The following is a 6000-nucleotide window of genomic DNA, read 5'->3' as shown; positions in this document are numbered from 1 at the left end:
ATTTAATTTTTAACCGACTAGTGACCAAAAAATTTTTAGTGGACACTAGTGTATCATTAAATTAAAAGGTAGGCACCACCGGCCTGATGGTTCCGTCTTCATTGAACTCCATCCGGTCTATGCAGACTTCACGATGAACGCCGGGGCCATCTTTCAAGTACCATTTATTAATACGGTGGTAAACGATTCTCCACTCATCTGTACCGGGAATCTGCAATACAGCGTTGTGTGCCGGACCGTAAATTTCCTTTTCCGGATTCTGAATCAGCACAACGGGTTGCTTGGCAACTTCGATAGGACCGAGCGGCGACTTGGATGTACCGTATGCCACATGGTAATTGGGCGAACCGGTATCGTCTACCGACCACATGAAATAGTAGAGCCCGTTGCGATAAAAGACATAGGCTGCTTCGCGGAAAGCATAGTCCTGCAAGGTGCCTCCCGCCGGTGTCATCACCGTAACGGTATTTTCCTTGATGGACACCATATCGTCGTTCAGCTCGGCACCTGCCATGTAGCCGTTGCCCCAGTAAAGATAGGATTTGCCCAAAACAGGGTCTGTAAACACATCCACATCAATCTGTTGCCCGCCACCGACGGGTGAAGCAGTAACGACAGGGCGTCCCAAATCGGTGAAAGGGCCGGCCGGAGAATCGCTCGTAGCCACTCCAATCTGCTTGCCGCCGCCATTCTTGGGGTTTCCACTGTAATAGAAGAAGTATTTATACTTACCGTCCACTTTTTTCTCTTCAATGCAAGGCGCCCAAGCATTGCCATCTGCCCAGGGCACTTGCTCCGACTTCAAGTCCAGCATGACGCCTTCATCCTGCCAGGTCTTCAAATCCGTGGAGGAGAATACGGTGAAATACCAGCCTCCCCAACCCGGCTGTCCGTCCGTAGTAGAATAGATGTAATACTTTTGGGTCTGATGGGAATAAAGGATTTCCGGGTCGGCATGGAAACCCGGCAATACGGGATTGTTGGGCAATGCGCCCAGTCCTGTCGGCTTGCCCCATTCATCGGTAATGCGCAACAGCTCATGGCGGGTAATGGGGATAATGGTCCCATGACGGGGATGGAAGTTCATCTTCACCTCGCTGTCTATCACCTTAAAATTCTTCAAGTCAGTGGTTTCCGTAAACTGATAGCTTCCTTTCATATAGACGTCGTACATCAGGATATACTTATCCTGCCCTATCAGTTTGAAAGTGCCCGCACCCTCTACGGCTTCCTTAGTCTGTTGCTTGTAATCGGGTTCTTCCGTCCATGCCCCGGAGGTCAAGGAACGGGTGGTGGCCACCTTTATGCCGTTTCCATGCCCTTCCGTCTTATAGAAAAGGTGGAAAACACCATCCTTATAGACAATGTCTCCATCGATGCACGATTTCCCGTTCTCCGGCAGAAACAATGGCTTGGGCTCTCCCTCCAAATCCGTAAACTCCGCATTGGCATAAGCATAATATATGACATCGGCTCCATCGCCATGCAGCATGGACCAATACACCATGTACTTTCCCGCCTCCGGGTCGTAGATAGTCTGCGGAGCCCATACACGCTTCAAATCCTCCTGACCTGAATAACGTTTCTGTATATTGATAACGGAGTGGGACCAGTTGACCAAGTCGGTAGATTTCTGCAAAACCATGGCACGGTTGGAACTCCATCCATTGGCTGAAACCATATCTGTCACTACCATATAGAAAGTCTTGCCATCCTCGCAACGAAGGATATGCGGGTCGCGGACTCCCCCGGTGGAGCTGATGACTTTCGAGTCGATTACCGGTTCATTATCATTCAATGCCCAGTAGGTATAACCGTCCATGCTTACAGCATAGCGCACAGCTTCTTCATCGCCACTATTCCCAGTGAAATAAGTGAACAAATAAGCTACATAATCTTTTTCGGGAAAGGATTTTTGCCAGGAATATCCCGGAAGTGCAAACAACGACAATAACATTGCTGCCAAAAGCATCCGGAAAGTGTTTTTCATCCGTACAATCATAATCTTTTTATATTAAACCCTTTAACGGGTGTAAAATTAACACTATATACATTATAATACAAAGAAAGTGTATATGTTGTGTAACATATACACTTATTTAATCTCTCCAATCAGTCGGCATTCAAAAAACGCACCATCTCACAAGCTGCCAGCAGAAATGCCCCTACCCCAAAGTTAGCAGTAGAGTTGGCATCAACCACCTGTCCGGGAATGGCTTTCTCGCCAATCGGCTGTACATACCCTATGCGGCCATCGGGCTGCAAGGCTACAGTAGTCAGATAATTCCACGCCTTCATCACTACGGGTTGATAAGCAGCCTTGTCCAGCAAGCCGTTGTTCATCCCCCATAACAGACCATAGGTAAAGAAAGCCGTACCGCTGGTTTCAGGACCGGGAGCATGCTCAGGGTCGAGCATACTGCGTGTCCAGTAGCCTTCCGGCTGCTGGCAGGCAGCCACGGATTTGGCCATCGTCTGGAAGCGGTCTATGTACTCCTGGCGGTATTGGTCTGTTTCGGGCAGGTCTTTCAGTACCTTTGCCAAAGCAGCCAGCACCCAACCGTCGCCACGTGCCCAGAAGTCTTTCTTACCATTCACACTTTTGTGTTTTGGATAAATATATTTGCCGTCGCGATAGTATAGGCCTTCCTCCGAATCGTACATGATACTGTTGGCATAGGTCCAGTATTCATGCTGTTTCTCCAGATATAACGGATTGCCGGTCAGCTTGTACATCTTTGTCATAACGGGCATTACCATGTAAAGTCCGTCCGCCCACCACCAATAATCGTTCTTGTCCGTACTCATCTGGTATTCCATCACTTCGCGCGCACGGGCTATCTTCCCGGAATCCGGCTTCACGGTATACAAATCCGCATAAGTCTGGAAACAAATCTGATAATCACCGAAAAGCACATAATCATCACTCTCCCCATAGCTGTACTTCCACTCTTCCTTGTTGTCACTCTTCGCGCCTTTCCATTCATTATGTTCTGCCCACGCCTCGGAATAGGCATAGCATTCCGGATTACCGGTCAGGAAGAACACCTCCATGTTTCCCGTATGATAGGCGGCATTGTCCCAGAAAGAGCGCCCATGTTGCGGATGGGTCTCCTGCCAATAGTTGTTCACCCGATTGATAATCTCAATCACTTCTTCCGGTTTCGGCTGCTGAGCGGTGCATGAGGACAGTCCCCAGCAAAAAGCCAAACCCAATAAAAATAAGCATGTCGTTTTCATATACTAATACTGTTCTTTTATCTTATCACTTCCAATACATATACCGATTGCGGTGCAAACTCCACAACCCGCTCTCCGTCTCCTTGCTTGGCATGCTGCACAAACAGATGCAGCCGCTTCCTGCTCTTCCACAATTCCGTGTCATGAGACGGTTCCCAGGCATCGACAGTGAAGTCGGTCAAATCGCTGATGCTCCACTTACTGTTTGCCACATCCGTAGCGTGCGCCAAAGAGACTTTGCTCCCCCGTTCTTCATCCCTGAATACATAAAATATCTCCCCGCCATCTACTACGATGCGCGGACGGGCCATCGGAATCATCTTCGTGCCTCCACCTTTCAGGGAAAACGGAGTGGTACGCCCGGAGACCTGGCGGCTGTGCCACATCTGCCCGTCATGCCAGACAATCCGGTATTGCGGGACGTCGCTGTCCGGGTCGCGCCAATAGGAAGCAATGTACGGATTGCCGCCTGCATCGGCACTCATGCTGGTCTGGTTTATCAGTTCCGAATTCTGAGGAATGCGGCAGGCATACTCCGCATTACCCAGACGGATGGGCAAATCATATCTCTTGCCATTTGCCTTATACCATGTTACGCCATTGTCAAAGGAACGGGCGTAGCATAGGTCATGGTTGGTTTCCACATGCCAAGTCTCGCGCCAGACCCACGACAGATGGATGGTTCCAAGCTCATCTACATATAGCTGCCAGTAAGCATTGCGCTTGTTCTCGCCATCAATCAGTACATCCTGCACACGGCTCCATTTCTTCTCCTTCAAGGAATAGCGGTTCATCACCAGGTTGCCCCGGCCGGAAGAACCGGAACGGTATGCAAACAGCAGGTCGCCTCCGGACAGCAGATAAAACTCCGGATAGGTTACATTGCCTTCATCCACGCCCGTCATGGGCTCCTTCTCACCCAATTCCAGTGAATGGGGTGCAATGCTGCGACAGTAGTTCAAGGGCTGTCCGTGATGGTCGAAGGCTACATGAATATACCCGTCACCATCCAGCATCATGCTGATGACGTTATGGGCATCCTTCACATTCCCTTTATACTGTGTGCGGTGCAGTGTCCACTGTCCGGCATGGAGGTTCCGTTTTCCAAGAGTCAGGAACCCTTCCGCATCATAGTAACTGATGTATTGCTCGTCACCTTGCGTCACCAGCGAATTATTACGGAATACGGCAGTGTTGACGGAAGTCTGGCTGTATCCTTTCCCCACTTCCACCAGATGCGTTTCGGGAAGGACACCGGCAGCACCCTGTGCACAGAGTGCCACCGGAAATCCACCAATCCCCCAAACAATTAATATAAATACTATAAAAAATGAATCAGTCTTACTCATAATAGGCATGGTCTTTGGGGAATTCTTCACCACCCCACGCCTTTTTCGAGGTCCATGCCTGCGGAGCATCTGTCCAGAACGGATGGTCGGCGGGCAAGCCCAGGGGCAAGAATGCCAGGGAAGCCATGTAAAGGCTGCCGTTGTTAGTATACCAGTCGGAGATATGAGGCTGGGAACCATTGAATCCCAATGTCAGAAAACCTTTCTCGTTGAAGTTCCGGTTGTCACCGAACATACGGTTGATGACAGCTGTCATGGCAGCACGTACCTGTCCGTTCGACAATTCCTTGGGCAACCATCCACGCCATGCCAACAAAGCCAATGGTTGGAGGGTACCGGTGCGGTAGGTAATGGAACGCCCGAATACGGGGAAGGCCCCCTCGGGAGAGATGAAACGTTCCAGAATCATGCCGAAACGCTGCATGCGCTTCTGGGCACGCTGGAAATTGCAATCCGGCGCATTCCATATCTTATTTTTTCCACTATTCGTAAAGACTTCCAGACACTCCACATACATGGGATGGAGTACGAAGCTGTTGTAATAGTCAAAGGCAAATCCCGGTCCGTCGCTATAGAAGCCGTCACCTACATACCACTCTTCCACCTTGCGCAGAGCGGAGACAATACGGTAAGCATCACTCTTGGCACCAGCCTTGCGCAGGAAACATTCTACCGTAGACGAGAACAGCAGCCAGTTGGTATAAGGAGGGTCCACACGGCGCAACTGGGTAAACTCTTCAATGTAACGCCGTTTAGTCAAACTATCCAGAGGCACCCACAAAGCATCGTATCCTCGCAGGAAGCTTTCAGCAACATAAGCGGCATCGACCAGCGGCTGCCCCTCTTTCCGCCAAAGTAGGTAATCCTGACTTTCCGGGTCTACCGCCTGCGCATAACTTTTCAATGCCCATTCGCGGAGCTGCCTGCGCTGCTTGCCTTCGGCAGTGTCATCGTCCGGCAAAGAGAGCCAGGGCGCCAACCCCGCCATCAGACGTCCGAAACATTCCATATAGGTCACCCGTTTGTCGCGTCCATCCCAAGTGGGGCTAAGCTCCACCTGCATATTTTCCTGGAGCTTCCCTTCACTCATATTGCTCAGTACCGGAGCAGCCATTTGATACAACACCCCGGCCCAAAGTTCGCGGTCTGTCACTTCCTTCTCTTTTTTCTTCTTGGCAGCCATTTCCTGAGCGGGCAGCAATAAAACTGCCACTAGCAGCAGCCATAAGTAGTTACTTTTTCTCATGATATTATTTAAGTTTGTTTTTCAATACTGCAAAATTACCCCATTCCCGGTAATTTCGGGGGCACTATTGTTTCAAAAAGGGGTAAATATCGGTCATTAGTACCCCAAAAGCTCAGAAATCACAAGAAAAAGCCTAAGATTAAACCGTGTTACGACGGGAGTGAA

At 49.9% G+C, this 6000-nt stretch carries 4 protein-coding genes; all 4 read right to left on the bottom strand.

Annotation, left to right across the window (positions count from 1 at the left end; all coding sequences use genetic code 11):
- Positions 1–61: 61 nt before the first annotated feature.
- Positions 62–1972 carry a family 43 glycosylhydrolase gene (locus DW039_RS13965; protein ID WP_371682770.1) on the bottom strand — a complete coding sequence of 637 codons (1911 nt, stop codon included), beginning with the start codon at positions 1970–1972 and terminating at the stop codon, positions 62–64.
- 140 nt (positions 1973–2112) lie between these two features.
- On the bottom strand, positions 2113–3240 hold the full coding sequence (locus DW039_RS13960) for a glycoside hydrolase family 88 protein (protein WP_119957947.1): 1128 nt from the start codon (positions 3238–3240) through the stop codon (positions 2113–2115).
- 17 nt (positions 3241–3257) lie between these two features.
- Complete coding sequence (locus tag DW039_RS13955) at positions 3258–4589, bottom strand: BNR repeat-containing protein (RefSeq protein ID WP_120382043.1); 1332 nt, start codon at positions 4587–4589, stop codon at positions 3258–3260.
- Positions 4582–5835 (bottom strand): DUF2264 domain-containing protein, encoded by a 1254-nt coding sequence (locus tag DW039_RS13950; protein ID WP_005830116.1) that lies wholly within the window; start codon positions 5833–5835, stop codon positions 4582–4584. The genes DW039_RS13955 and DW039_RS13950 overlap by 8 nt, the downstream gene beginning before the upstream one ends.
- Between the last annotated feature and the right edge of the window lie 165 nt (positions 5836–6000).

Source organism: Bacteroides sp. AF39-16AC (assembly GCF_003602735.1).
Taxonomy (GTDB): domain Bacteria; phylum Bacteroidota; class Bacteroidia; order Bacteroidales; family Bacteroidaceae; genus Bacteroides; species Bacteroides uniformis.
This window is presented reverse-complemented; position numbering and strand designations above follow the sequence as displayed.

What these genes read in the sequence shown, in the direction of transcription:
- DW039_RS13950 (WP_005830116.1), bottom strand. Translation starts at nt 5,835, where the DNA reads ATGAGAAAAAGTAACTACTTATGGCTGCTGCTAGTGGCAGTTTTATTG.
- DW039_RS13955 (WP_120382043.1), bottom strand. Translation starts at nt 4,589, where the DNA reads ATGAGTAAGACTGATTCATTTTTTATAGTATTTATATTAATTGTTTGG.
- DW039_RS13965 (WP_371682770.1), bottom strand. Translation starts at nt 1,972, where the DNA reads ATGCTTTTGGCAGCAATGTTATTGTCGTTGTTTGCACTTCCGGGATAT.
- DW039_RS13960 (WP_119957947.1), bottom strand. Translation starts at nt 3,240, where the DNA reads ATGAAAACGACATGCTTATTTTTATTGGGTTTGGCTTTTTGCTGGGGA.